Annotated in this window: 23 protein-coding genes and 2 tRNA genes; 13 read left to right on the forward strand and 12 right to left on the reverse strand. The window is 29.5% G+C overall.

Annotation, left to right across the window (positions count from 1 at the left end):
* Positions 1–247 precede the first annotated feature (247 nt).
* The 8 genes from ACYQ19_RS06295 (at position 248) to murI (ending at position 8249) form a co-directional block, all read left to right on the forward strand.
* Positions 248–1183, forward strand: a complete 936-nt coding sequence (locus ACYQ19_RS06295; protein ID WP_459978582.1) for an RluA family pseudouridine synthase — start codon at positions 248–250, stop codon at positions 1181–1183.
* A complete protein-coding gene (locus tag ACYQ19_RS06300; protein WP_459978583.1) occupies positions 1122–2318 on the forward strand; it encodes a hypothetical protein in 1197 nt (398 codons plus the stop codon). The genes ACYQ19_RS06295 and ACYQ19_RS06300 overlap by 62 nt, the downstream gene beginning before the upstream one ends.
* Positions 2318–3436 (forward strand): tRNA (guanosine(46)-N7)-methyltransferase TrmB, encoded by a 1119-nt coding sequence (gene trmB / locus ACYQ19_RS06305; protein WP_459978584.1) that lies wholly within the window; start codon positions 2318–2320, stop codon positions 3434–3436. The genes ACYQ19_RS06300 and trmB overlap by 1 nt, the downstream gene beginning before the upstream one ends.
* The gene (locus ACYQ19_RS06310; protein ID WP_459978585.1) at positions 3414–4082 is read left to right on the forward strand and encodes a cell division ATP-binding protein FtsE; all 669 of its coding nucleotides are present in this window, start codon (positions 3414–3416) and stop codon (positions 4080–4082) included. Before trmB ends, ACYQ19_RS06310 begins: the two co-directional genes overlap by 23 nt.
* Positions 4069–4854: an FtsX-like permease family protein gene (locus ACYQ19_RS06315; protein WP_459978586.1), complete on the forward strand. Its 786-nt coding sequence runs from the start codon at positions 4069–4071 to the stop codon at positions 4852–4854. Before ACYQ19_RS06310 ends, ACYQ19_RS06315 begins: the two co-directional genes overlap by 14 nt.
* On the forward strand, positions 4851–5969 hold the full coding sequence (locus ACYQ19_RS06320) for a murein hydrolase activator EnvC family protein (protein ID WP_459978587.1): 1119 nt from the start codon (positions 4851–4853) through the stop codon (positions 5967–5969). The genes ACYQ19_RS06315 and ACYQ19_RS06320 overlap by 4 nt, the downstream gene beginning before the upstream one ends.
* A gap of 224 nt (positions 5970–6193) precedes the next feature.
* A complete protein-coding gene (gene rho, locus ACYQ19_RS06325) occupies positions 6194–7516 on the forward strand; it encodes a transcription termination factor Rho (RefSeq protein ID WP_459978588.1) in 1323 nt (440 codons plus the stop codon).
* Positions 7509–8249 (forward strand): glutamate racemase, encoded by a 741-nt coding sequence (gene murI, locus ACYQ19_RS06330; RefSeq protein WP_459978589.1) that lies wholly within the window; start codon positions 7509–7511, stop codon positions 8247–8249. The genes rho and murI overlap by 8 nt, the downstream gene beginning before the upstream one ends.
* A 393-nt stretch (positions 8250–8642) precedes the next feature.
* On the opposite strand, the gene ACYQ19_RS06335 is transcribed toward murI, so the two are convergent.
* From ACYQ19_RS06335 to ACYQ19_RS06345, 3 genes are all read right to left on the reverse strand, one after another.
* Positions 8643–8765, reverse strand: a complete 123-nt coding sequence (locus tag ACYQ19_RS06335; RefSeq protein WP_459978590.1) for a hypothetical protein — start codon at positions 8763–8765, stop codon at positions 8643–8645.
* A gap of 44 nt (positions 8766–8809) precedes the next feature.
* Positions 8810–9445 carry an SDR family oxidoreductase gene (locus tag ACYQ19_RS06340; protein WP_459978591.1) on the reverse strand — a complete coding sequence of 212 codons (636 nt, stop codon included), beginning with the start codon at positions 9443–9445 and terminating at the stop codon, positions 8810–8812.
* 169 nt (positions 9446–9614) lie between these two features.
* Positions 9615–10535 carry an SPL family radical SAM protein gene (locus ACYQ19_RS06345; protein WP_459978592.1) on the reverse strand — a complete coding sequence of 307 codons (921 nt, stop codon included), beginning with the start codon at positions 10533–10535 and terminating at the stop codon, positions 9615–9617.
* Between the two features lie 681 nt (positions 10536–11216).
* On the opposite strand from ACYQ19_RS06345, the gene ACYQ19_RS06350 reads away from it, so the two are divergent.
* Complete coding sequence (locus ACYQ19_RS06350) at positions 11217–15170, forward strand: hypothetical protein (RefSeq protein ID WP_459978593.1); 3954 nt, start codon at positions 11217–11219, stop codon at positions 15168–15170.
* A gap of 528 nt (positions 15171–15698) precedes the next feature.
* Here ACYQ19_RS06350 and ACYQ19_RS06355 read toward each other — a convergent pair.
* Positions 15699–16424 carry a 5'-methylthioadenosine/S-adenosylhomocysteine nucleosidase family protein gene (locus tag ACYQ19_RS06355; protein WP_459978594.1) on the reverse strand — a complete coding sequence of 242 codons (726 nt, stop codon included), beginning with the start codon at positions 16422–16424 and terminating at the stop codon, positions 15699–15701.
* A gap of 41 nt (positions 16425–16465) precedes the next feature.
* Here ACYQ19_RS06355 and ACYQ19_RS06360 point away from each other — a divergent pair, with 41 nt between their 5' ends.
* Positions 16466–16756, forward strand: coding sequence for a DUF309 domain-containing protein (locus tag ACYQ19_RS06360; protein WP_459978595.1), 291 nt, complete (start codon positions 16466–16468; stop codon positions 16754–16756).
* Here ACYQ19_RS06360 and ACYQ19_RS06365 read toward each other — a convergent pair.
* Positions 16753–17175, reverse strand: coding sequence for a phosphoribosyltransferase (locus ACYQ19_RS06365; protein ID WP_459978596.1), 423 nt, complete (start codon positions 17173–17175; stop codon positions 16753–16755). The two genes, ACYQ19_RS06360 and ACYQ19_RS06365, sit on opposite strands and share 4 nt — an antisense overlap.
* Positions 17176–17237: 62 nt before the next feature.
* Between ACYQ19_RS06365 and ACYQ19_RS06370 the strand changes: the two genes are divergently transcribed.
* The 3 genes from ACYQ19_RS06370 to ACYQ19_RS06380 all read left to right on the forward strand — a co-directional run bounded on the left by ACYQ19_RS06370 (position 17238) and on the right by ACYQ19_RS06380 (position 19623).
* Complete coding sequence (locus ACYQ19_RS06370; protein WP_459978597.1) at positions 17238–19412, forward strand: TIGR03545 family protein; 2175 nt, start codon at positions 17238–17240, stop codon at positions 19410–19412.
* Positions 19413–19466: 54 nt separating this feature from the next.
* A tRNA-Ile gene (locus tag ACYQ19_RS06375) sits at positions 19467–19543 on the forward strand.
* A 4-nt stretch (positions 19544–19547) separates the two neighbouring features.
* A tRNA-Phe gene (locus ACYQ19_RS06380) sits at positions 19548–19623 on the forward strand.
* 217 nt (positions 19624–19840) lie between these two features.
* Here the strand turns inward: ACYQ19_RS06380 and ACYQ19_RS06385 are convergent.
* Genes ACYQ19_RS06385 through ACYQ19_RS06415 form a run of 7 tightly spaced genes read right to left on the reverse strand, consistent with a single transcriptional unit; the run spans position 19841 to position 24649 of the window.
* Positions 19841–20914: an FtsW/RodA/SpoVE family cell cycle protein gene (locus ACYQ19_RS06385; protein WP_459978598.1), complete on the reverse strand. Its 1074-nt coding sequence runs from the start codon at positions 20912–20914 to the stop codon at positions 19841–19843.
* Positions 20914–22344 (reverse strand): methyl-accepting chemotaxis protein, encoded by a 1431-nt coding sequence (locus tag ACYQ19_RS06390; protein ID WP_459978599.1) that lies wholly within the window; start codon positions 22342–22344, stop codon positions 20914–20916. The genes ACYQ19_RS06385 and ACYQ19_RS06390 overlap by 1 nt, the downstream gene beginning before the upstream one ends.
* Positions 22334–22867: a PAS domain-containing protein gene (locus ACYQ19_RS06395; RefSeq protein ID WP_459978600.1), complete on the reverse strand. Its 534-nt coding sequence runs from the start codon at positions 22865–22867 to the stop codon at positions 22334–22336. The genes ACYQ19_RS06390 and ACYQ19_RS06395 overlap by 11 nt, the downstream gene beginning before the upstream one ends.
* Positions 22864–23241 (reverse strand): hypothetical protein, encoded by a 378-nt coding sequence (locus ACYQ19_RS06400; protein WP_459978601.1) that lies wholly within the window; start codon positions 23239–23241, stop codon positions 22864–22866. The genes ACYQ19_RS06395 and ACYQ19_RS06400 overlap by 4 nt, the downstream gene beginning before the upstream one ends.
* Positions 23228–23431: a PP0621 family protein gene (locus ACYQ19_RS06405; protein ID WP_459978602.1), complete on the reverse strand. Its 204-nt coding sequence runs from the start codon at positions 23429–23431 to the stop codon at positions 23228–23230. Before ACYQ19_RS06405 ends, ACYQ19_RS06400 begins: the two co-directional genes overlap by 14 nt.
* Positions 23431–23961 (reverse strand): 16S rRNA (guanine(527)-N(7))-methyltransferase RsmG, encoded by a 531-nt coding sequence (rsmG, locus tag ACYQ19_RS06410; protein WP_459978603.1) that lies wholly within the window; start codon positions 23959–23961, stop codon positions 23431–23433. Before rsmG ends, ACYQ19_RS06405 begins: the two co-directional genes overlap by 1 nt.
* Positions 23945–24649: an SDR family oxidoreductase gene (locus tag ACYQ19_RS06415; protein WP_459978604.1), complete on the reverse strand. Its 705-nt coding sequence runs from the start codon at positions 24647–24649 to the stop codon at positions 23945–23947. The genes rsmG and ACYQ19_RS06415 overlap by 17 nt, the downstream gene beginning before the upstream one ends.

The following is a 24649-nucleotide window of genomic DNA, read 5'->3' on the forward strand; positions in this document are numbered from 1 at the left end:
TTCAATTTAAAATGGAAAATGTAAAATTAAGTGGCACCCGAAAAATCGTTAGATTTTTGTGGTAAAGAAATAATTGAGAAAAGTAGCACCTGATATAAAATAGATACAATTATCTTTAACAACCATAATAACTCCAACTAATAACCCTAACTAACATAACAACTCTAAAAACCATAATAATTTTAACTAACTTAAAAGCCTTAATAACACCATTATTATTTGCTATAATTTTTAAAAAAGGATATGATTGATACATACGTTTATTTCCGATAAAAACGAAAGAGTCGATAAATTTTTAAGTGAAAAACTGAATGTTTCAAGAAACCAGATAGAGCAGTTAATCAAAAAATCTTTGGTAAAAGTAAACGGGAAAATTATAAAAAAGGGCGGCGTAAAATTAAATAATGGAGATAATATTGAAGTCGATATAAAAAGCGCCGAACCTTCAAAAGAAGAGTATGTGGTAAATTTTGAAATTCCGGTTTTATATGAAGATGAGGATGTTTTGGTGATAAACAAACCGCCGGGGATTGTAGTTCACCCGGCGCCGAGCGTAAAAGAAGCGACACTTGTTGACTGGCTTAAATTAAAAAATTATAGACTCTCAACCATCGCCGGGGAAGAAAGGTTCGGGATAGTCCACAGGATAGACAAAGAAACCAGCGGTGCGCTTTTAATTGCCAAAAACAATAAAACGCACGAATTTTTAAGCGCCCAGCTTAAAGACAAATCAATGGGCAGGTATTATATAATGATTTTAAACGAACCTTTAAAAGATGCAGTGTGTGTAGATAAACCTATAGCCAGAAACCCGAAAAACAGACTTAAAATGGCGTATGTTAAAAGCGGCCGGGAAGCCAAGACGCTTTTTGTTCCTCTGTATGAAAACATAGCCGCAGCAAAACTTTTTACCGGAAGGACGCATCAGATCAGGGTTCATTTAAATACAATCGGAAGGTATATTATCGGTGATACCTTGTATGGTAAAAAAGAGCAAAAAGCGCCAAGGGTAATGCTGCATGCAAAGGAACTCTATTTTATTCACCCAAGAGGTGAAAAACTTAGTATAATTGCACCAATGTTTGATGATTTTAAAAAACACCTTCCTAAAGGATTTAATTATGAAGAAACTAACACTATTTCTGATATCTTTACTGCTTATAACGGGTTGTGCAGTAAATAACAAACCTGCTCCAAAATCAAATCCGGCTCTGCCAAAAGTCGAAAAATTCAGTGCTTATCCGGATAGAAACGCAATAGCTTTAAAATGGAATCCGGTTTCATCTATGAGCGGGTATTATATTCAAAAATTTAATAATAAAACCCATAAATGGGAAATGCTTGTAACAATAAACAACCCGTTTCAGACGCTATATGTTGATACGGATTTAAAACCTTCCACAACTTACACATATAGAATTGCTACGTTTAACAAAGCCAAAATACCTTCTTTGGCCAAAGAAATATCTCAAAAAACACTTCCTACCATTGCACCGGTTATTCCGCTTGAAGTAAGACCGCTTCAAAAAGGCATGGTTAAAATAATATTCAGACCTCACCCAAATGAAAGGGTCGAAGGGTATATTATTCAAAGATTTAACGATAAAAGCGCAAAATGGGAAGAACTAGCAAATCTGACACCAAGATATAATGTGGAATATATCGATAAAAACTTAGAAGATGGTAAAATTTACAAATACAGAATTATCGCTTATACGTTTGACGGATTAAAATCAGCACCTTCTCAGACAATTTCTGTTTCAACTTATCCAAAACCGCCTGTAATTGAGAATATACAAGCCACTAATAATCTTCCTAAAAAAATCGTTTTAACGTGGTCACCGGTCGAAAACGCAAAATATTATAAAATTTATACAAAAAATTTTTTGGGACTCGGTTATACGCCTATTGCTAAAACAACCAAAACTACATTTACGGATATAATCAACAAAGATGGCGTTACAAAATATTATAAAGTAACCGCCGTAAGCGTGCATGATACGGAATCATTACTTAGTAAAACGCCTGAAGTTATGGGACAGACTCTGCCTGCTCCCGCTAAACCTTTGGTTTCAACCAACATAATGCCAAACGGGGTTGAGTTTGTTTTATCAAGTCCGGATGATAGAGCGGTAAAATATTTAATTGTAAAAAAAGAGGGCAGTATTTTTAATGCCAAAGAATACAAATATATTGTAAATGGTAATAAGTTTTTTGATGATAAATTACAACACAAACATTCATATGTGTATGATATATATGCAGTTGATAAATATGGGTTAATTTCCAAAGCCAACAGAGTGGAGGTAGATTTTTAATGCCGCATATAGTTGTAGATAAAATAAAAGATGTTAAATATCCCATAGAAATTGACGGGGTCGAATTTTTATTTAACGCAGAAAATTTAATCGGCGTGAAAACCCAAAATGCTAAATTTCTGATTAAAGTTTTGAAAAAAGAGAACGGATACCTTGTTAAATACGACAAAATAACTAGACCGCTTATAAGTGAGATAAAAAAGGCGTATAAAGCGTTTGTAAAATTAAATGACGCAAAGATTTTATTTGAAAACATTGAAGGAATCAAAGAAAAAATACCCGATAAAAACCTGTTGGATATAACGTCCGATTTAAGCGGTATTGATATTGTTGAAGTAGGATTTGGAAGCGGAAGGCATCTGATACATCTTGCAAAGAAATATCCCAAGAAAACAATACTCGGAATTGAAATACATAAACCTTCTATCGAACAGGTTTTAAAAAGATGTATTCATGAAAATATAGACAACATAAGAATAATAAATCACGATGCTAGAATAATTTTAAGCAAAATTCCTTCGAATAGACTTCATTCAATTTATGTCCATTTTCCGGTGCCGTGGGATAAAAAGCCGCATAGAAGGGTTATAAATCATGATTTTATAAACGAGTCGATAAGAACTCTTGAAAAGAACGGATTTTTGCATTTGAGAACAGACAGCGATAATTATTTTAATTATTCATTTGAAGAATTTATGAAGTTTCCGCAAATAGACCTTAAGGTTAAAAAAAACATTCCTTATGAAGTATCCAGTAAATATGAAGATAGATGGAAAAGGCAGCAAAAAGATATATACGATATATATATGATAAATCATCAGGTCAGTGAGGAGTTAAATGAAAACTTTGATTTTGAGTTTGACTGCAGGCTGGAAAATCTTGATTTTAAACCTAAAATTTATAAAAATTTTGTAATTCATATTGAAAAAATATTTAAAATAGATAATGAAAGAGAGCTAATTAGGGCTACCATTGGTAATTTTAACAGACCGGAACATATTTACATATTAAATCAGGAAAAACCGGAATATTTTAAGCTTCCGGCTCCCATAAAAGAAAACTATCTTGCTCATATCGAATTAAAAAGGTTGTTTAATGGGTGTGTTGGTAGAAGCTAAAAACTTATATATTGGATACAAAAACGAACCTATTATAAAAAATGCAAATTTTAAGGTTTATACCAAGGATTTTGTATTTTTAACAGGTGTGAGCGGAAGCGGAAAAACGACTATAATAAAGTCGCTTTACGGAGAGGTTCCGGTATTAAACGGGTCTTTAAATGTTGGTGGAATAGAGCTTAACAGGGTTAAAAAATCAAAACTATCTTATCTTAGAAAATATTTGGGTGTGGTATTTCAGGATTATAAACTTATCCCCGAATGGACGATACTTAAAAACGTAATGCTTCCCATGCTGATTGCCGGAATAGATAAAACAACCGCTGAAGAAGAAGCAATTAAACTTTTAAACAAAGTAAAACTTTCTCACAAACTGGATAAATTTCCTGCAGAGCTTAGCGGTGGAGAACAGCAAAGGGCGGCAATTGCCAGAGCTATTATACACGATCCAGTAATGATATTGGCGGATGAGCCTATTTCCGGGCTTGATGAATATTCAGCCAATCTTGTAATGGAACTTTTCATAATGGCAAACAGGGAAAAAGACATAACGATAATGATAGCGTCGCACTCACTGCCACAGACGTTTAATATAAATTATAGGCAAATACACCTTGAAAAAGGACAGGTTTATGAACTCTCTTAAAAGCCATGTGGCACTTATATTGGCTCTTGTGTCAATTCTTATAAGTATATTTTTGTTTAGACTTTTCAATGATGTTTTACATCAGTATCAGCAAAATATATTAAACAATTATTCTATTGTAATAGTCAGTGAAAAAGAGTTAAACAGAATAGACATAAAAGAGATAGACAAAATTGAAAAAATCGATATTTCCAAACAGCTAAACTATATGAAAAGAAAGTTTAAAAACCTTAATCTTGATTCCATTAAAATGCCATATTTTTATAAGTTAAAATTAAAAACTTTGCCTTCACCAAATAAATTGAACGAAATTGAAGGAACACTTAAAAGTTATCCTTATATCAAAAGGGTTCTGACTTACCGCTCTTCGCAGACAAAAATATACAATCTTTTGATGCTTTTAAAAATAACAAGCAATCTTTTTATGATTATAATTGCGGTTCTCGGGTTCTTGCTTATTGTTAAACAGCTGGAAGTCTGGAAACTTCAGCATAATGAGAGAATGTATATTATGGAACTTTTCGGTGCTCCTTTTTGGTTCAGGGGTGCCGCGCTTTTTAAAATCGCTTTTATTGATTCCATAATTGCTTTGATTTCTACATTTGCACTTATTTGGTATATGCAAAATTCTGTAATGTATAAAACAATTTTAAGCGACTTAAACATTACTCTTAATATGAATATGCAAAAAGAGTTTTTAATACTGCTTGTTGTTAGTTTATCTATATCTCTTATTTCATCAATAGTCGTGGTAATCGGAAGGAACAGATGAAAAAAATTGTTTTGATATTATTAGCGCTGTTAATTAATGCGGCTACGATTACTTCAACGAAAAAAGAATTAAAAAACACCTCTTACAAAATTGCCAAAATGAATAAAAAACTAGATTCTTTGGCAAAAGCGATACTTAACAAACAATCTCAAATAGAATCTCTAAAGAAAAAAGAATCTAAAATTGAGCAGGAAATCAATAAACTCCAAAACGAACTTAAAAATTCAAATAAAACATTAAGTGAACTAAACGATTTAGCCAAAGGATTAAAAAGAAGCAAAGAGGAAATAAAAGCGGAAGTAATAAAGTTCATTTCACAAAACTATTATCTGAATACAAAGCAGACTGATTCTTTAAACGATTTAATATTCAGTGAAATTAACGAAAAAGCACTTGAGCTGTATTCCAAACAGATATCTTCTTTATTGTCCAAATACAAAATAATAGACAAAAACTTAAATCTTACAAACAAAAAAATTACAACAATCAAACAAAAACAAAAAATTCTGCTTGAAAAGAAAAAAGAATTAGCCAAGTTAAAACAAAAAAGAGTAAAAGAACTTGCGTCATTAAAAAAACAAAAAGAAATTTATAAAAAGAAACTTCTTGCTATGATAAAAAAACAGCAAAGTTTAAGAAAAAAACTTCAAGAACTTAAAATCGTAAAAAAAAGAGCACCGGAAATAAAAGTAAAAAAAGTGGGCTCGGCATATTATAAACCAAAAACGGCAACATACAGGGGCAAAAAAACCATTCCGCCCGTGTATGGAAAAGTAATTAAAAAATTCGGCTCATACATTGATCCTATTTATAAAATTAAAATATATAATGATTCTATAACCATAAAAACAAAACCCGATTCGGTTGTCAGGTCTATAATGAGAGGAAAAGTGGTTTATATAGGCAAGAATGGGGATAAAAAAGTTATTTTTATCAAACATCCCGGAAATCTTTTTAGTATATACGCAAATCTTTCAAAAGTTTCCCCTCTGTTGAAAAAAGGAAGTTATGTTAAAAGAGGTCAAATAATTGCAAGGGTTAAAGACGCCCTTGAATTTGAGGTGACTTATAAAGATAAACCGATCAATCCGTTAAAAGTAATTAATCTGAGATAAAAAGGTGTAAATGAAAAATTGAAAGAAAATAAAATATTAATCTAATACACAAATATACTAATAACTAATATACCAAGTAACTTTCAAAACAATAACCAATCATAACAACTTTAATAATTTTGATAACTTTAAAAATTTTTAAACTTGACAAAACTAAGCATTTTAATTAAAATCGCAAAACCAAAACACTTCTATTTTACTACATTAATCTTACAAGGACATTTATGGAAAACGAAAATCAAAATACCGCAAATAATGGTAATGGTAAAAAACAGAGAACTCATATTCCGGTTGAGGGCTACACAATCGAAGATTTAAGAAGCAAGCCTACAGAAGAGCTTATTAAAATTGCAAACGAACTAGGTGTTGAGAATCCTCAGGAATTTAAACGTCAGGATTTGATGTTTGAAATTTTAAAAGCTCAGGTGGCACAGGGTGGGTATCTGCTCTTTACGGGTATCCTTGAAGTTATGCCTGACGGATACGGATTTTTAAGAAGTATAGGCGGAAACTTTGAAAACTCTTTAAACGACGTATATGTATCCCAGACCCAAATCAGGAGATTTGCACTAAGGACGGGGGATATCGTAACGGGACAGGTAAGACCGCCAAAAGATCAGGAAAAATATTATGCGCTTTTAAAAATAGAAGCGATTAATTATCTTCCGCCTGAAGAAGCCAAACAAAGACCTCTGTTTGATAACTTAACGCCTTTATACCCGCAGGAAAAAATCAAACTTGAATACGAACCTACTAAACTTACGGGAAGAGTTCTTGATCTGTTTGCACCAATCGGAAAGGGACAAAGGGGACTGATAGTCGCACCACCAAGAAGCGGTAAAACAGTATTTTTAAAAGAAATAGCACACGGAATTACACAAAATCACCCGGAAATCGAACTTATGGTTTTATTGGTTGACGAAAGACCGGAAGAAGTTACGGATATGCAAAGAAGTGTAAAAGGTGAAGTTTACAGCTCAACATTTGACAAACCGGCCCAAAACCATGTAAGAGTAGCCGAGCTTGTAATCGAAAAAGCCAAAAGAATGGTGGAAATGGGTAAAGACGTTGTGATTTTACTTGATTCAATCACAAGACTTGCAAGGGCATACAACACGGTAACACCTGCAAGCGGTAAGGTATTAAGCGGAGGTGTTGACGCAAACGCTCTTCACAAACCTAAAAGATTTTTCGGTGCGGCAAGAAACATAGAAGAGGGTGGAAGTTTGACTATTATTGCCACGGCTTTAATTGAGACCGGAAGTAAAATGGATGAGGTTATTTTTGAAGAATTTAAAGGAACCGGAAATATGGAAGCTGTATTAAGCAGAAGAATTGCCGACAGAAGAATCTACCCTGCAATCGACCTGCTTAAATCCGGAACGAGAAAAGAAGAACTTCTGTTAACGCCTGAAGAATTGGCAAAAGTTTGGGCTATAAGAAACATTATCAGTGAAATGGATGAAATAGAAGCCCTTAAACTTATGTATTCAAAAATGTTAAAAACAAAAAACAATCAGGAATTTTTAAGTATTATTAATGAATAAATGCGGGGTTTTTGACAGCGGAATAGGGGGGCTGAGTGTTGCTTCCGAGCTTTTAAAAGCCAGACTTTTTGATGAAATAATATATTTCGGGGATACCGCCAGGGTCCCTTACGGAAATAAAAATGAATCTACAATAATAAGATATTCTCTTGAAGCCCTTGAATTTCTTAAAAATTTTGACATTGATTTTTTAGTGGTAGCGTGCAATTCCGCTTCGTCCGTAGCTATAGAGGAATTAAGGCGTGAAGCAGGTTTTCCGGTTGTGGGTGTGATTGAAGCTGGGGTAAAAGCCCTTAAAGCGCCTAAAAATTCAAATATTTTACTAACAGGCACCAAAAGGACGATAGCCTCTAACAAATATCAAAAAATGCTGCAGGTTTTAGGATATGAAAACATTATATCCGTTGCAACCCCTCTGTTTGTGCCGCTTGTTGAAGAAGGTATAACGGAAGGTAAAATAGTTGATGAAGTTTTTGATTTATATTTTTGTGATATAGATAAAAATAGCATAGATTACATAATTTTAGGCTGCACACACTATCCTTTTCTTGCAAAAAGTTTTTGCAGACATTTTCCAAATGCCAAACTTATACATTCAGGACAGGCGATAGTTGAACTTCTCAAAAATGAATACGGACTGAAAACAAGAGAAAACACAAATATAAAACTTTTTGCAAGTGATAATCCGGAAGAGTTAAGAAGCAAGGCAAAAGAGTGGCTGAAATTTAATTAATAAACTTCTCTTCAATATCTATTAAAAATATTTTTTCATCAATTACAATAAAATCGGTTATTATTCTATAACTCATATCTATCTAAACAGAATAAAACTCCTGCATTTCTCCTTTTAATTTGTGTAATCTCAAAGAAGGATGAAAAGGATTGGCTTCTAATAATAAAAAAAATTGTTTTTTCATATTTTTTAAATAGATTTGGATTTTTTTAAAAATTTTTTAACTTTTCTTTTATATGTTTTGGTTTCAATTAATTTAAACATCTGATTCTTCTTTTAAAGATTAGATATGTTCTTTTGTGCTCAAAACTTTATAATCCCCGTTTTTATAAACTTCCATTACTTCTTTATATGCAAGTTCTAATTCTTTCATTCTCAGCTCTTCATATCTTTTTATATCAATAACGACAAATTTCTTTTTGCTCTGAAAGTTATTACGATTTCATTGAATTTTTTTAGCATTTCATCGAAAATTGAAACGCCTCTTTTTTTTACTTCATTAGCGCTTACAGTCATAACGTTCCTTTAAGAGTTCTTTTTAAAGTATTAAATAGAGTATTTTAGTTTTTGTCAAGTTTGAAAATCTGGGGTTTGATAACAATTTCATGCAGAACTATATTTTTAGGAGCTTTGATTATATCTTTGACTATTTTTGCTATATCTTCCGGTTTTATATGGGCGAGGTCATCGGAAGAAGGTTTGAAGTATGTATTTTTGTGAAAGTTTGTAAGTGTTATATCCGGTATTATGGTGCATACTTTAACGCCTGATTTTCTAACTTCCTCAAAAAGTGACGTTCCAAAATGTCTGAGCGCCGCTTTTGTAGCGCCGTAAACCACACCCATGCGTGCGGGATGGATTGCCGATGTGGAAGATATGTTGATGATAAATCCTCTGTTTTTTTTGATATCTTTAAGGTGGTTTTTGGTCAGAATCATCGGTGCAAGGAAATTGACATTTATCATTTCCTGGATTTTATCAATATTTATATCTTCAAACTGACCGAAATATCCTACCCCCGCATTATGGATTATTCCGTATAAATTTTCAAATTTGAGGGATTTTACTTTTTCTATGTCGTTTAAATCGATACTGTTTTTGCAATTTCTGCATATTTCTATAATTTCATACTCTTTAAGTTCGTTTTTAATAGCCGCTCCTATTCCGCTGCTCGCACCGGTTAAAATAATTTTCATTCAAAGCCTTTTTTAAAATAATATTAACTGAATTATCTATAGAAATTATACACTATTCATCAATTGTTTTAGTGTCTGGCGCCAAATTTATGTTTTATGGTTTTTCAATATCTTGTTTGTATTTAGTTTTCAATTGATTTATTGTAAACTATTAGCTATCAACCATTAACTATTGACTATCAACTATCAATTCTTTAACATATTCGATTATCTCTTTTTCGTCTTTATATCTTGCTTCGTTGTTTTTGATTTCATACGGATACCAGGTTACTTCGCTGATGTGCGTCTTTCTTAAATTTTTCAAAAAATCTTTATTCATTCTAAACGCGCCTATTTCTATATTTATATTTGATAAATCTATTTCTTTTTTAAGGTAAGCAATGAAATTTTTGTATATTTCTTTAAAATTTTCTGTTTTTATTACCGGGTCTATGGCTATTTCGACGTTATAGCCTTTTTTAATTACAAGTTTAAGGGCTTTTATTCTTTTTTCAAGATTCGGTGCTTTTTTTTCAAATTTGTTTATTTCTACGGGTGAGAGAGAAAATCCTAAAAGGAAATTTTTGGGTGGATTGTGCGGAAGTTTGTCTGCATTTGCCGATTTGGTCCTGCTTTCTATCAGTAAATCCGGTCTTTTTTCTGCCAAATCAATCCATTTTTTATGAAAAGGATATAACCCTTCAAAAGCCAGCAGATCTGATTCGTAGCTTATTGCGATATAGGCGTTTTTCAGTTTTTCGGCTTCATATAAAAAGTCATCTTCATTTACAAATATTACGGGATATCCACACGGATACATACCGCCAATATAGCAGTATTCGCAGTTATATATGCATCCCAAAACCTGAGTGGAATAATAAAAGTTTTTATATCCTCTGTTGTTGCAAAAACTGCTCCCTTTGTATAAAAAATTCTCTTTTTTCTTAGCGAGTATTAAAACATTTCTGTTTTTTTGGTAGTTAAAATCCTGGTGGGAGCGGTTGAAAATGTCTTTGTAATGGTTGATTTCTATTATTTGCGGGTTGAATTTTTTAATTATGTGTTGGGTTATATTTTCATTTAAAGCTTCTTTTTCGATATAACATATCACCGCAAACCTTTTTTGAAAGTGTAACAAAAAGGATTGGGAATTGGTGTATTGGTTGTAATAATTTTAAGTTAATTAAAGTTGTTATTGTTAGTTGAGTTGTTTAGATACCATTGATTCTGTAACTAATTATTGATGTATTAGTAATTGGGGTTGTTATAGTTGGAATGTTTTTAAGGTTAGTTAGGGTTGGTCAGGATTTGTAAAGAAACATTTATAGTATATGTAAATGATAAAACAATTATATCTTTTCCCGTTTTTATATTTCTTGATGTTCGTCTATAATTAGTGTCTGGCACAGCGAAAAAAGTAAAGAAGTTTGGCATTTTGTATTTAAAATTTAACATTTACCATTAACTATTAACCATTAATCATTAACCATAAAAATCATAACAACTCTAACAACCATAATAACAGCACAATTTAATTGAGCTTAAAAAATTTAAAAAACCTTAAAAACCTCAACAACTTTAACCAACCATAAATAAAATTAACCTTAAAAACTTCTATTAACTTTAATAACCTCGACCAACCATAATAACTAATACACAAATAACCAATTAACCAATATACCGATTAACTTCAAAAACTTCAAAACCTTAACAACCCTAACTAACTTTCCCCATTTTGTTTTTACTTCAAAAAGTTGTATAATTAAAGTAGGATTAATATAAAGGATGGGAAGTGAAGAGAATATATATTTTATTTTTAATAATAACATCAATATTTGCAGCAACAGATTATCATGAAGGTTTTCATGATTTTGAAATTGTAAATCCTGATAATACAAGAAATATCAAAGGTGGTTATGTTATAGTCGGAAATACTGTAGAATGTGTAACTACTCATGATGATGATTTTTATGGTCAATGTGTAGATAATGATTTTTCAGTAAATGACAATGTTCGCGTTACTAAATATATAGACATTGATGGTAATGCTTCTACTTGGAATTCAACAATGGCTACAATTCATTTTCCTTCAACATATAATCAAAAAATATTATGGGCGGGTTTATTTTGGCAAGGAAATGTTAATAACAAATGGTCTCATGATCCCCAAAGGAGAGCTATTCTTGATTCAAATGCTCAGAATGGTTGGAGATATGTAACAGGTAGTAGAAGCACAACTCTAGATATTGAAAATACAGATGCAAATAAAATTTTAATTAAAATTGGTAATAATAACTATATACCAATAGAAGCTAAAACATTGTATTATTATAAATGGTATGATGATAATGGAGCGGTTTATGCAGCATATGCTGATGTTACTGAGAAAGTTAAAAATGTTTTACAACAATATAATCCTGGTAGTGAGGTTAATGTTACTATAGCTAATTTAACAACAAATGAAGGACATGAATATTGGCTAGGTGATTTTGGTGGTTGGAGTTTAGTAGTTATTTATGGAAGTAATGACTTATCAGAATTTAAAAGAGTTTTAATTTACAACGGATATCAGATACTGGCAGATTCAGATCATGGCGATGGTAATTATGATACTAAAACTATTACTATTACAAATTTATATTTACCTCCACAAGGTGATGTTGATTCTTTTTTAGCAGTTTTTACAGGTGAAGGAGAAGAACCTTATTCACCTGACCATATGAAATTAGAAGATCAAAATATGCCAGGTGCTAGGGATCCAGATAATATTATGGATGCTAGAATTTATGGAGTTGATAGACCTAATATTGGCTATAATGATGTTTCTAATACTAATGGAATTGATATTGATGAGTATAATGTTACATCAATAATGACTGATGTAAGGGATAATAATCCTAATCAAACATCTGTAACAATTACATTAGATACAGATTGGGATGCATATTTTCCAAGTATGGTAGCATATTCTACAAAATTATATGTTCCTCATTTTTGTTATGATTATTCGTTTATGCAAAATGGAGTTTATATTACAACACCTTATATTCCTAGTGAATTTCCAAAACTTCCTGATTATGTAAAAAGAGGTGATGACATTAATATTTCTATTTATTTGAGAAATACTGAACAAAACGACTTAATAGCAAAAGATATAAAATTTCATATAAGAGATATAAATACATCAAAATTTTCTTTTCAAACAAATAGTGTTTATATTTATAAAAGTGAAGATGGAATTACAATTCATTTGGATCCAAGTGAATTTAATATTTCAAGTTCTGGAAATGATTTAAATGTGACTGATATACCGTTTGGTGATGTAAACGGAACTGTTTATAGATATTTATATTATGCAATTACACCATTGGTTAATGAACTTAATGATTCAGTTAATGGGTATTTTAGTTTTAGATTATATAAAGTTATAAATGGTGAAGTTATTGATTTCCCAGTTCCAGATATTGCTTTAAAAGATTTACCTATTTGTCAGCAAAATTATGTATATGAGCCAGAATGGAGTGTTTTCAATGTATCAGATAAAGGTGTATATGATATAGATCCTACTAAATACAATATTCCTACACAGGTTACTGGAAGAAAAGGTGATTTTTTAGTTGTTTCATATGATGCAAATCATACAGATCAGGAAGCAGATTATAATTACTCTGTAATATTAGAAGCAATAAATGTTGGAGGATTTCATGATGTGAACGCTTCATGTTTTAATCCAAATACACCCAAATTCCCTTTAAATAACACATTACAAGTGCCGGTAGAGTTTAATGGAACAAAACATGTTGAGAAATGGTTGAGTATTAATGGGGCTGTTAAAAATGCTGCTTTTAGGGTTAAATATGTAAATTGGGAAAAATTTTACGAAAAATTGACTTCAGGTTGTAGCGATAAATCACTTGATAATACATTAAAAGGTATACCTAAATGCTTAGCAGATGAAGATAATTTTAAAGAAGCATTTGGTGATAATTCACCTTGTTTGAATATTTGTTTTTCAAATACTAATGCTAATCCTGATGGTTTTGATTGTTTAAGATGTGTAGCAGATATATATGGAAATAAAGTTTGTTCAAGAGATAACTTTTCAGTAAGACCAGATAGTTATTATATTACTATTGTAGATCCTATAACTGGCTTTAGTATTGTAAATAATACTATATCAAATCCATCAGTAAAATTAGCTGCTGGTGTTAATTATAAAGTTGATATAAATGCTACTACGTATAATTCAATAAATGGTGTGCCAGGATACGTTAGATATTTCAATAGTAATTTTACTAATGATTATAATGTATCGTTAATATGGAGCAGTGATAAAAATTTAACTGTTTGTAATGATATAACAAATAGGTTTTTAACATTTTATATGATAAATGGCAAAATAAATTTACAAGATTTTAATAATACAGAGGTTGGAGAATATAATTTTACAATTCAAGATAGAGGATGGACAAGAGTTGATTGGGATTCTTCTTATTTAACGCATCATATTAATCATAGTGCTAATTTTTATCAGGGAACTGATTGTGAAGTGAATAGTAGCGTGACTTTATTAGAAAGTAATATAACATCTGTTTCATCAGGTGTGCTAACTAATATCAATGGATGCTTAATAACAAACAAAAATCATTATACTCCTAATTTAAATAAAACATATAAAGAAATAAATGCTACATATATACCTTATAAATTCATTATTGATGTAAATATATCTTATACAAGAAATAAATTAACAACTTTTCCGGGTTGGATATATGATACGGATATAAAAAAATATCCAAAAGACGAAAATAATTCTTTAAGGGTAGAAGGAAATATTTTTGCTGTAGCAAAAGGAAACAGCATAGTTAAAAATTTTGTTAATAATTGTTTTGCTAAAGATTTAAATATTACATGGGGATACGTTACAAATAATTCTACAGGTAAAGATTTTATATACAAAGTAAATGAAAATAATGGAAGTAGAGAATATTATGAATTAAATGATACTTTGGTTTTAAATAAAAATAATTTCTTAAAAAGTAATTATGGTAAAACAATTATTTCATTTTTAATTAATTATCCTAAAGATAATAATACTACAATCTTACCATTAGATTTAAATTTATCAGATTTAAACATTACTGCAAATAATATTGATGATTTGAGTTATGAATATAATGGAACTAATACTACTGCAAGAGGAGAAAAAATATTCATTAACAAACAAATTCAATTCAGATATGGTAGATTAAAAGTTTCAAATGCTGCTGCTTATAGCAGTGATATAAACACAACATTTGAATATCAATACTGGACAAGCAACGGATGGGTTAAAAACACCGATCATACAAATGCCAACTTTGGTGATTTTAACCATACTTTAAATATAGCTATCAATCCATATGTGACTATTACAAATTCACCTGCTATTAATAACGGAGAGCAAAGAGTAGTGTTTCATACCAATCATGGATTGCCATACAGCGCTAAAGTGCATTTACAGATTAATTCATGGCTTTGGTATCATCCGCTTGCGAAAGATTATCAAGATCCTAGTATCACAAATCAAGACTGCTTAACACATCCTTGTTTAAAACTTGACTTTTTAAAATCAGGTTCGGCATGGGGTGGCGTGCAGGCAATAAGTAATACTAAATTCAGTGAAGAAAACAGAACAAGTGAAATGAATGTAACTCATACCGATGTAAATGTTTCAAAATCACAGGTTAAAAAAATAAACTGGTAATAATTACCGGTTTGTTTTTGATTCCTTGAGGGAATTGACGTAAGAGGTTTTTAATAGTATGGTTATGGTAAATAGTTGATAGTTAATGGTGGATTGTAGATGGAGAATTAAGTTCCAAATACTGGGTTCCTAGGTCGAGGTGCAGAGTTATGAGTTTTGAGAATAGTTAGTGCCTGACACTGATAATCCAAAAAAAAGCTCAACCAACTTAATAACTTCAACGTAACTTCAACAACCCTAAAAACCATAATAACTTTAATAACCACAATAACTAATATACGAATAACTAATATACCAATACACCAATTAACATAATAACCATAAAAACTTTAAAACTATAATAACTTCAAAAACCATAACAACCATACAACCAAAAATTTCAATAACCAATACATCAATAACTAATTAACTTTAACTAACCATAATAATCACAATAACAAATATACTAATAACCAATACACTAATAACCAATACACTAATAACCAATTAACCAACAACCTTAACCAACCATAACAACCCTCAATAACCTCAATAACTTTTATTTAGCGATTTTAAAAACTCTTTAACTTCTTCTTTTTTCTTTAATTCTTTAAAGGTGGGGAAAGGAATGTTTTTAATTTTGTATAGAGTAAGTATTTGTTTTAATTGGTTTTCCTGGGTTTTTGTAAGTTTCATTTTGTTTTTGGCTTCTATTAAGGCATTATTTATTTCATTAAAAAAATCGTTTTTTTTGGCAAAATCATCGATTAATTCTTCTATTACATTGATGTGTGATTTAATAAGATTTGGTATTTCGTTTTTATCTGTTTGATGTAAAGGTGTGTCACTTACGATCTTATATAAAATTATTTCATTTACATTTAGAAATTTATAAGCCGCTTCAAAAAAACCGCTTGCTTCCATATCTGTGAGATTGTAATATTTTCCGATTTTGGATACGGTGTGTATTTCTTCATTAAATGATTTGAAGAAATCGGGGAAATAATTATATCCATTATCGGTATCGGTTATTTTATATATAAAAAAACCATCACCTATATTATATTTATCGCTTCCGGCTATTCCAATATTTAAAGTAGGATAGTTATGTTTTGATACTAATAATGCGGTATTAATGGCGGATTTGATTTTTCCCTGACCGGTAATTATAAGATTTATATTTTCGTTTTGATATATTCCGTTCCTTGACTTTAATTTAAAATGCTTTATAATAGGCTCGGCTTCTATTTTAAGCGCTGTAACGATATTTAGCATAAAAAGCCTTTTTTGTAATTATAATAAAAAGGAAATTGATAATGAACGAATTTGAAAAATATAAACAATACATAATCAACGGCGAGTATTTTGAAGCTCACGAAGTGCTTGAAGAAGTGTGGCAGGAACTTAGAAAAACCGATAATGAAATTCAGTGGGCTTACAAAGGTCTTATAAATGCCGCTGTTGCTTTGGAATTGAAGAAGCGTAAAAGGAAAAAAGAAGTTTATAAAATGGTTTGGGGTAATTTTGAAAAATACAAAAAATTTTATTATTTATCGGAAGATATAAAAAAAACGGCAGAATTTATCGAAAAATATAAGCCGTTTTAATAAACTTCCCAAAAGAAATTTATCCACTCATTTGTTTCGTGCATATAAATGTCAGGTTTAAATTTTGATGTTGGTTTGTAAAAGATAGAAATAGTTTTAAAGTTTTTATCCGGATATTTTTCTTTTAAAACTTTTAAAACCTCTATAAAAGTATCACCGCTGTCGCTTATATCATCCACTACCAATATGTTTTGATAATTACTCAAATCAGGAATATTGAAAATATTGATAGTATCAAGTTTTTTATCTTTGTCGTATGAAATAGCATTAATACTAAAAACTTCTCTCATATTTAATTTTTCGGCTAAATGGTGAGAAAATGTAAGTCCTCCTCTTGCGATTGCGAGTATCGCATCTGGTTTTTCTATTCTCAGGTTTTGTATGTCGTGTCTGAATTCATTAAACGTGTAGTCTTTCATACTTTTCCTTTTATTTCTTTAATTAAGATATAATAACGAAATAATAACAAAAAGGGTGAAAAATGGGGTTTGTTTTTAAGTTTTTTAAAGAATTAAATAGTGCGGAAAATGATAAATTCATTATTTTTGCCGTTATTTTAGGAATGATTTGCGGTTTTTTGCCGTTTTTTAATATTTTTACTCTCATTATACTGATTATTGCTTTTATAATAAGAATACCTTTTGGACTTTTCCTTGCAAGCTGGGGAATTTTTTCTATTGTTGGTTACTTTTTGGATCCGGTATTCTCCCAAACAGGTTATGCTTTATTAACAACTTCAGTTTTTATGCCATTATGGGAATATTTATATAATTTACCTTTAATGAGATGGAGTGGTTTTAATAATACGATTGTAATGGGAGGACTAATCTGGGGTGTAATATTATCAATTGTTTTATTTTTTATTCTTAATAAAAGTATAAAAATTTACAGAAAAAAATTTTTTGATTTTTGTTTAAGATATAAATTTTTAAAATGGATTGTTCCAGATTTTCATAAAAAGAATAAAATTGTTAGATTAAGTGGAATATTAGGATTAGTAACTATTTTTGCAGTTATCGGAGTGATTATAGGCGTTTTTTTAGATCCTGTTGCTAAAAGAGTAACGGAATACAGCTTGGCTAAAATTTTTAATAAGCCTGTAAAAATTGAAACTTTTGATACTTCTTTTAAAAAAGCGGAAATAAAAATTAAAAATCTTCAAATTGGTGATACAAAAACCGATCAGATTAATATTGAACTTTCATGGTATTATCTTTTATGGAAAAAATTTGATATTCAAAATTTAAATGTATTAAACATACATACGGATAAATCGATTAACGAATTTATTGATTTATCAAATAATAAAACATCAAACTTTAAAAAAACATCAAAAATTGTAAGAAAAATAAACGTTTCATTACCTAAACCTGAACAGCTTATTAAAGGTTACAAGCTTGAATCACTGGAAAAAATAGAAAAATTAAAAACAGATTATGAAGAATTCGTTGTAGCGGCAAATCAGGTAAAAAAAGATTTAATTAATTCAAAACAAAATTTAGAACAAATAAAGATACAGATTAAAGAACTCGAAAGATTAAGTAAAAATATAAAATCTCCGGATAATATTCAAAAAATAGTAGCTAAAACCAAAGAAATTAAAAAATCAATCAATAGCTTAAAAGCCAAAGCCGAATATGAAAAAAATAAACTTGTCACACTTAAAAAACAGATAATGAATGATTTGGAAGAAATTAAAAAAGCAACAAACAACGACTATAAAAAATTGGCGGAAAAATATGATATGTTAAAAAATGGCAAATATTATGCATTTGCCCAGACTTTCATACAACCGGAAATAAAAAAATACATCGATATATTTATTAAATATTACACATTGTTACAGCCTTACTTAAAAAGTGAAGATAAAAAAGATAAAGAATATATTAGATCCGAAGGTGTTTATATAACATACAAAGATAAAATAAAATATCCGGATTTTGTGATTGAAAAAGGAAAAATATCTTTAAAAAGCAATGATGTTGATCTTAAAATAAAGGTGACTAATATTTCATCGGATCAGGAACTTTTGAATAAAGAAGGTTTTGTAAATGCTTCTGCAATTTCCAGGTATTTTGAATCAGCGAAATTAAGTGTTAGATATTTAAAAAAAGCTATGTTTGATTTTGAAGCCAAAAATATACAGATTAAAAAAATGAATGTTGGAGAATTAGTATTATTGAATTCCAAAATAAATATCTTTTCACACGGCATTATAGAAAAAAAATATTTTGACATTATTACGGATTTAAATATTAAACCGGAAAAAATGGTTTTTAAAGCAAATAAATATATTGCAAAAGCTGTGGAAAAACTTAAAAAACTAAATGTAAAAATTGTTGTTTCTGGTAATATTCAAAAATATAACATTAAAATATCTTCAGATATAGATAAAATGTTTTCTCAATATTTAAAACACGAATTAAATGCTCAAATAAACAATTCTAAATTGAGATTAAAAAAAATTTTAAATGAACAAATGAAAAACGAAATATCAAAAACCGGGTTTAATACAGATAAATTTATCATTATAAATAATATCGATTCATTTGAAAGTAGTATTGATTCTTTGAAGAAAAACTTGCAAAACTATACAGAAAAACAACTAAGTAAAAAATTATTAAAAAAAGGAATAGGGGATTTTATAAAATTTTAAAAAATCCTCTTGAATTTGAAATGAAAAATAGTTATAATTTCAGTCCACATACGTGGACTCGTAGCTCAGTTGGTTAGAGCAACCGGCTCATAACCGGTTGGTCGCAGGTTCGAGTCCTGCCGAGTCCACCATTTTGCCCAGGTAGCTCAGTCGGTAGAGCAAGGGACTGAAAATCCCTGTGTCGGCGGTTCGATTCCGTCCCTGGGCACCATTTACGCTTTAATGATATAGTGTCTGGCACCTATTGTTATGAATGTTTTAAGATTTTTTATTTAATTTAATTATATTTTTTTTTCGATTACTTCTCAATATATTACCATATTATTTGTGCATTTTAAAGCTTTTATTTTAATATATCAAAGTTCTATTAATTTAACACTTAAAATTTTCATAACTGCAACAATTAATTATTATCTATAAACTATCAGCTATTTAACGCCATATGTATGTATAAACTCTTTTTTACTAATTAAATTTTCTAAAATTGCAAAAAGTATCATAAAATTAATAAAACTCGTTCCACCATGGCTTAATAAAGGCAGAGGCACACCCACTACCGGGGCTAAATTCATCGTCATGGAAATATTTATATACGAATAAATAAATATCATTAATGCAACCCCAGCAAACATAACCTTTGCAAAATAGTCTTCTTTTAGTTTATTTGCTATTTTCATTAAATAAAAAATCAATATAAAATATAATAAAATAACGCCTGCACCCCCAATAAATCCAAATCTTTCAACTAAATATGCAAATATAAAATCACTGCTTGCAATAGGTAAAAATTTAAGTTGAGTTTGTGTGGCTTCTTCTTTGTTTTTTCCACTAAATCCGCCGCTACCTATTGCAATCATAGATTGTTTTACATGGTAACTTGGCTTATTTAAAAAATTTTCAATTCTCTGTTTTTGATAATCTTTCATTATGTATTTATAATAAATTGGAGCCATAAAAATTACACCAAGTGTTAAACTTATCCAAATTTTTTTATCTACACCTATAATAAATAATACACCAAATCCTATAATTAATGTAATCAGAGCGGTTCCTAAATCAGGTTCTTTTGCAATTAAAATAAAAGGTAAAATTATAAAAAAAGAGAGTTTTAAGAATTCTTTAAATGTATAATATGGTCGAGGCGGATATTTATATATTAAATACCCAAGCATAAGTAAAAGAGTTGTTTTCATAAACTCAGATGGTTGAATAGTAACATTAATAAGTGGAATTTTAAGCCATCTTTGGGCTCCTAATATCTTTATCCCTATTGTATCAACAAGAATTAATAAAAAAATATTAAACCAATAAATTATAGGAATAAGCCATAAAAGTTTTCTGATAGGTAATAAGTAAGTAATTAAAAATACAATTAGTCCTATTGTGATATAAATAAGTTCTTTTATAAATAATCTATGTGAAATTTCATTGACTAAAAAAAGGCTTAAAAAAATAAAGGGGAGAATTAAAAGAATAAGAGTTAGATTGAATTTTTTGTTCACTAACAAGGCTCTTTAGTATATTTTTCAAATACAGCATCAAGCGTTTGTGAAAGTTTATGTGAAATATTTTCGATTTCTTCAAAGTTTTTGATTGTTTCATCTTTTTTGATAATACAAGAGTTATTTTTGGTGCATTCAAGAGCTTTTTTTGTAAGTTGATGAATATGTTTATGTAGATGATCTTTAATTGTTTTGTATTCTGGATAACATCCAATTTTTTTCAATGATTCTTCACTATTTAGCCATTTTCCGAAATCGCATTCATTTTCTGATTTTATTTCAATTGCTTTTTCTTCAATAATTGCATCGTGTGCATTAAGTTTAAAGATAAGATGAGAAATTTTTGCTAAATCCATAAGCATTCTTGTAAGAGCAAAGTCAACATTTTTTCTATTTTCAAGTGATTTGTCCCTAAATCCTATAACCATACTTTGGACTATTTCAATATCTTCTCTTGAAGTAGTTGCCATTTCAGTGATTTTATCTGAGTTGGCTTGAATCTCACTTGTTTCTTGTTGTAACGTTTTAATAGTTATTGAGATTTCACTAGTGGCTTTTTGTGTTCTTTCGGCAAGTTTTCTTACTTCATCCGCAACAACCGCAAATCCTCTTCCGTGTTCTCCGGCTCTTGCCGCTTCAATGGCGGCATTTAATGCAAGGAGGTTAGTTTGGTCCGCAATATCAGTAATTAATTCGACAATTTTTCCTATTTCGTCTGTTCTTTGTGAAAGCATATTAATAGCTTCATTTGTATGTGCAATGAAATCAATTAGTTCATTTAATACGTTTGTAAGATTTTCTATTTTTACTGCACTTGCATTTGCACCTTCATAAATTTCACCTGAAAGTTCGTCTATTTTTATCATAAATTCTTTAAGTTTAGTATCAAGGGAAGTTTTTATTTCATTAATTTGTGTTTTAATTCCCCCTCCTAAATTATTAAGAGTCATTGCAAGTTCGCTTCTTGCTTGTTCTTTAAGGGCTGTTGATATTGCATCAATAGCGTCATTTAACATTATAACCGTTCTTCTAAATGTTCCTTTATAACCCTGTGGTGCAATGTCTCTGTAATCAATTCCGTTTTTAGCGGCATTAATTGATTCTTTTATGTCTCTTTCAAAAGCTTCAAGCTGATCAAGTAAATCATTAAGTGCCCAAGCTGCTTTTGACGATGGATCTGATGTATTAATATGCGTAATTCTACTTTCAAAATTCCCGTTAGAAGCCTCTAATAAAATTTTTTCTATTTGTTCTTGAAGGTTGCTTTGTTTAGATGAAGTTTTTGCAGGTGTTGAAAAAATTGCGTATATTGATGCAATAAGTCCCAATACTGATATACCGGCTGATATATAATCCCCTTTGAAACCTGTATATGCACCAATTATTAAAAAAATAACTCCGCAAATCCCGGCTATAATTTTATAGTTCATTGATAATTCCTTTTTGAATTTTTAACATTACTTCATTAAATGTCATATTGTATTTTTGAAGCAGATCTTCGACGGCTCTTAAACCTCCATCCATTCCTTCACTTGCTTCAATATTTAATAATGATCTGTATAATGGTTCGATAATTGATTTAAATCCATCTCTTGGTTTACGTCTAACCGAATAATAACCGATCATATTACCATTGTTGTCATATGTGGGTGAAATGTTTGCAAATACCCAATAATATCCGCCGTCTTTTCTTAAGTTTTTAACATACCCAAACCATTCTTTTCCGTTTTGAATATGGTCGTAAAGAATTTTGAATGCACATCTTGGCATATCAGGATGTCTTAATATATTATGAGGTTGTCCTAATAATTCTTCTTCACTATAACCGCTCATTTGAATGAAAATCTGGTTACCATAAAGTATTTTACTTTTTAAATCGGTTTTGGAAATTATGAAATCTTCTTCTTTTAAAACGACTTCTTTTTCAATAGGTGTGACGCTAGGCTTTCTCATCTTTTCCCCTTTAATTTGATTGCATCTATTCCATAATGAGCAATTTCATTAATTTCTTCAAAATTATCGACAAATAGAACAATTTTTGAATCTAATAAATATTCGTCCGCAATTTTTTGAAAAATTTTTGCGTTTTTTATTGTATCACAAAAAATATAATTTGCACCAAGATTTGCACAAAAAATCAATTCTTTAATGTCAGATACTATAACTCCATATCTTATATTATTGATTTTACAAAAATTATACAATTCCAAAGAAGAATTGCAATATTTAAAAATTAGTGTAGCATTGTTTGGCGATTTTTTAATATCTTCAAGTGTTTCAACTTCAATAAATTCTTCATTATTAAAAGGTTTTTCAAGAATTTGCATAGCAATCCTTACATAAAAGTTTTCCATTTTTTTCTTTCATCTCTTTTTTTAAAACAAATGTTCCGCATTTCTCACATTGAACGAATTCGTTTTCATCATTTTCTTTTTCATTTTTTGTAATTTCTCTCGATTTTATAAAGAAGAAATATATAGCAATACCAATAATAATAAATAAAATAATTTTTCCCATTAAACATCCTTTAAAAATACGTAATTCCTATTACCTTTTGAAATAATTTCGGCATTTACGCCTGCTTTTTTTAATTCATCCAATGCACTAGAACCTTTATATAGAAGTATTTTACCATTTTTTTGTAAGTAAGGTTTTGAAATTTCGATTATTTTTGAAGTTGGCATTACAGCTCTTGTTGTAATTAATTCTACAGGTTTAATATTTGCATTTTCCAATCTTGAAGGAACGATTTGAATGTTGTGAAGATTTAATTTTATTTTCATATAATTTAGAAAAGAATATCTTTTTTTTAAAGGTTCTACAAGATGCCATTTTGTTTCAGGCATTGCCATAGCAAGAATAAGTCCCGGAAAACCGGCACCGGTTCCGATATCAAGAGCAGTTTTTGCGTCTTTTATTTTTTCTAAAGGGTAAAGAGAATCGTAAATTTGTTCTTTAATTTCTTCAGTAGTTTTATAATTTGTAAATTTATGAACTTTATTCCACTTTAAAAGTTCTTTAATAAAAATTTCAAATTTTTCTTTCATTTTCTTCCTTACATATATTATCTTCTATCATTAAATATTCGTCTTTTGTCATTATACCAAGCAATGAGAAAATAGGTAAAAAAATACCGAAAAATGTTTTTGGCATTTCTAAAATAATTGGATTTTTTTTAAATGAATGAAAAACTTCCTTAAATAAATCTTTCATTTTCATTTTATTACCGCAAATTTCAAATTCACCTTTTAAATCATTTATAATTATCTCTTGTATTTTATTTATTAATTCTTGAATATGTAAAGGAGATACTATCATTTTAGGTGCTAAAATAACAGGTAAGTTTTTAAATTTTTTTAAATCTTCATAAAGTTTTTGTCCATCACCTAAAATAATTGATGGTTTAATAATTGCGTAATTTTTTAGATTTTCTTCAATTAATTTTTCAGCAAGGGCTTTTGTATGTTTGTATTTTGATGGATGATTTAATTTTGAACCTAATGCGGATATATGAATTAGTTTTTTGTTATTGCATAATGGTATTAAATTCTTAACTATTTCAATATGAGATTCTTCAAAAGAATATTTGTCTTCTCTTAAGATACCTATTGTATTTATAATTATATCCGCGTTCTTTATATCATCAGTTAAATTTTTTTTAAATGCTTTTTTAAGATGTGTTGCAACAAATCCATCTGAAGTTATATAAATTTTATTTAATTTTTTGCTTTCCAC

The sequence above is a fragment of the Nautilia lithotrophica genome (genome assembly GCF_054656815.1).

Bases quoted from the DNA above. Each gene is read 5' to 3' on its own strand.
- ACYQ19_RS06340 (WP_459978591.1), bottom strand. From the start codon at position 9,445: ATGAAAATTATTTTAACCGGTGCGAGCAGCGGAATAGGAGCGGCTATT.
- ACYQ19_RS06370 (WP_459978597.1), top strand. From the start codon at position 17,238: ATGGGGTTTGTTTTTAAGTTTTTTAAAGAATTAAATAGTGCGGAAAAT.
- ACYQ19_RS06320 (WP_459978587.1), top strand. From the start codon at position 4,851: ATGAAAAAAATTGTTTTGATATTATTAGCGCTGTTAATTAATGCGGCT.
- rho (WP_459978588.1), top strand. From the start codon at position 6,194: ATGGAAAACGAAAATCAAAATACCGCAAATAATGGTAATGGTAAAAAA.
- ACYQ19_RS06360 (WP_459978595.1), top strand. From the start codon at position 16,466: ATGAACGAATTTGAAAAATATAAACAATACATAATCAACGGCGAGTAT.
- trmB (WP_459978584.1), top strand. From the start codon at position 2,318: ATGCCGCATATAGTTGTAGATAAAATAAAAGATGTTAAATATCCCATA.
- ACYQ19_RS06395 (WP_459978600.1), bottom strand. From the start codon at position 22,867: ATGAGAAAGCCTAGCGTCACACCTATTGAAAAAGAAGTCGTTTTAAAA.
- murI (WP_459978589.1), top strand. From the start codon at position 7,509: ATGAATAAATGCGGGGTTTTTGACAGCGGAATAGGGGGGCTGAGTGTT.
- ACYQ19_RS06400 (WP_459978601.1), bottom strand. From the start codon at position 23,241: ATGCAAATTCTTGAAAAACCTTTTAATAATGAAGAATTTATTGAAGTT.
- ACYQ19_RS06365 (WP_459978596.1), bottom strand. From the start codon at position 17,175: ATGAAAGACTACACGTTTAATGAATTCAGACACGACATACAAAACCTG.
- ACYQ19_RS06390 (WP_459978599.1), bottom strand. From the start codon at position 22,344: ATGAACTATAAAATTATAGCCGGGATTTGCGGAGTTATTTTTTTAATA.
- ACYQ19_RS06315 (WP_459978586.1), top strand. From the start codon at position 4,069: ATGAACTCTCTTAAAAGCCATGTGGCACTTATATTGGCTCTTGTGTCA.
- rsmG (WP_459978603.1), bottom strand. From the start codon at position 23,961: ATGAAAGAAAAATTTGAAATTTTTATTAAAGAACTTTTAAAGTGGAAT.
- ACYQ19_RS06355 (WP_459978594.1), bottom strand. From the start codon at position 16,424: ATGCTAAATATCGTTACAGCGCTTAAAATAGAAGCCGAGCCTATTATA.
- ACYQ19_RS06300 (WP_459978583.1), top strand. From the start codon at position 1,122: ATGAAGAAACTAACACTATTTCTGATATCTTTACTGCTTATAACGGGT.
- ACYQ19_RS06310 (WP_459978585.1), top strand. From the start codon at position 3,414: ATGGGTGTGTTGGTAGAAGCTAAAAACTTATATATTGGATACAAAAAC.
- ACYQ19_RS06335 (WP_459978590.1), bottom strand. From the start codon at position 8,765: ATGACTGTAAGCGCTAATGAAGTAAAAAAAAGAGGCGTTTCAATTTTC.
- ACYQ19_RS06405 (WP_459978602.1), bottom strand. From the start codon at position 23,431: ATGGGAAAAATTATTTTATTTATTATTATTGGTATTGCTATATATTTC.